Origin of the sequence: Desulfomicrobium macestii (genome assembly GCF_014873765.1) — a bacterium.
In the GTDB taxonomy this organism is placed as follows: Bacteria; Desulfobacterota; Desulfovibrionia; order Desulfovibrionales; family Desulfomicrobiaceae; genus Desulfomicrobium; species Desulfomicrobium macestii.
The window spans coordinates 1-1,802 of sequence record NZ_JADBGG010000086.1; the positions used below are offsets into that span (position 1 = coordinate 1).

A 1,802-nucleotide genomic window follows, 5' to 3' on the forward strand; every position below is an offset into this window, starting at 1 on the left:
TGGTCAGTTTGCCGTGGAATCCGTGGTCAGTTTCCCGTGGAATCGGTGGTCAGTTTCCGCCGGAATCCGTGGTCAGTTTGGACCGGAATACGCATGAGCGTGAGCAACGCTCGCAGGAGCTCAAGGAGCTCAGGAGCAGGCTTGATTTTCAGCTGAGAACCCATGCTCTGCTCAAACAGGAAGTGGAGATGATTCGCGAGATGACGGCCAAAGGCGCTGCTTCGGACATGGATCTCTTGCGGGCGCAACGCGAATTCTCCGACCTTTCCGGCCAGATTGCCGATACGCGTATCGCAATCCCCAAGGTGATCGCGGCTGTCGAGGGGGCGAATCACCGCATCGAGGAAGAAAAGGGCAGGCAACGCTCCGCCATATTGGACGAACTCACCGCGATTCGCACGGAAATGGAAGGAGTGCGAGAGACCTTGCCCGCGCTGGAAGACAAAATGGACCGCACGAGTGTCAGGTCGCCGGTGGACGGCACGGTCAAGCGGGTTTTTGTGAGCACGATCGGAGAAGCAGTCGGTGCCGGCAAGGAGATGCTTGAAATCGTGCCGAGAGAAGACTCTCTGTTGGTAGAGGCAAAAGTTTCACCGCGAGATATCGCATTTCTTTATTCCGGTCAGGCTGCCGATGTAAAAATCACGGCGTACGATTTTTCAATCTTCGGGAGCATGCCGGGCATCGTGGAACACATAAGCGCCGATGCCATCACGGACGAGCAGCAAAAACAGAGTTACTACCTCATAAAGGTAAGAACGGAGAAAGCATCCCTTAAAGGGCGGGATGGAGAAGAACTTCCGATCATACCAGGCATGGTGGCGGAGGTGGACGTACTCACCGGAAAGAAGACCGTGTTGGAATATATTCTGAAGCCTATCCTCAAAACAGCGCAAAGCTCGTTACAGGAAAGGTGATGGGACGTACTTACTACGGAGAAAGGGCATGAAAAAAACGATTCTCTTGGTCGAAGATGACCTCCTGTTGCGCAAGGGATTGAAAACCATGATTGAGATGCGGGGCGGCTTCAGTATCGACGCGGATACGGGCAGTGGAAAGGAGGCGCTGAGGCTTTTTGGAATGGTCCACCCGGATATTGTTTTGCTCGACCTGCGACTTCCCGACATCCCCGGCACGGAGGTGCTGCGGCAGTTGAAACAGGCGGCGCCGAAGGTTCCCGTTATCTTGCTGACCATTTGCGAAGAGAACGAACTGCTTTTCCAAGCTCTTGCCCTTGGCGCCAACGCCTATGTGCTCAAGGGGGCAGGGCCGGAGGAATTGTTCCTGGGGATTCACTATTCCCTGAAAAACGAGGTGTTTATAAGCCCGAAATTGGCCAAGATAATTGTCGATGATTATCTTTTGGTCAACCAGCATCGCAAATCCCTTCCTCCTCTGCACAATCTTACGGCACGGGAAAAGCAGATAGTGAGGCTTATTATTGACGGTAAAAAGAGCAAGGAGATTGCCGATATTCTATTCATCAGCATCAAGACCGTGAATAAACACAGATCAAATATTCTCGTGAAACTCGGAATTCACAATCTTTCTGAGCTTCGCCAAAGAAAACTTTACGTATTGGATACTATAATTGACGAAAGTCAGAAAAAAAAATTGAAAAACTAACGCAGAAGAAAATATGAAAAATTTCATATCCGCATAAAAGATTATTTGTTTATGAAAAATTCAAAATCCTTCGGTTCATATTTTTATTACTCCGAGCCCTAAACAGTTAACATTTTAGGCTGCGTATCGAACATGTTGTCCGTGGAAATACTTCTGAACAATCGAGGGCCTTCTCT

General features: G+C 49.8%; 2 protein-coding genes. Both read left to right on the plus strand.

Annotated features, from left to right (window positions below; genetic code table 11):
• Nucleotides 1-917: HlyD family type I secretion periplasmic adaptor subunit (locus H4684_RS20420; RefSeq protein ID WP_192625169.1), on the plus strand; the 917-nt coding region annotated here is incomplete at its 5' end.
• A 28-nt stretch (nt 918-945) separates the two neighbouring features.
• A complete protein-coding gene (locus tag H4684_RS20425) occupies nt 946-1,626 on the plus strand; it encodes a response regulator (RefSeq protein WP_092193976.1) in 681 nt (226 codons plus the stop codon).
• The last annotated feature ends 176 nt before the right edge of the window (nt 1,627-1,802 follow it).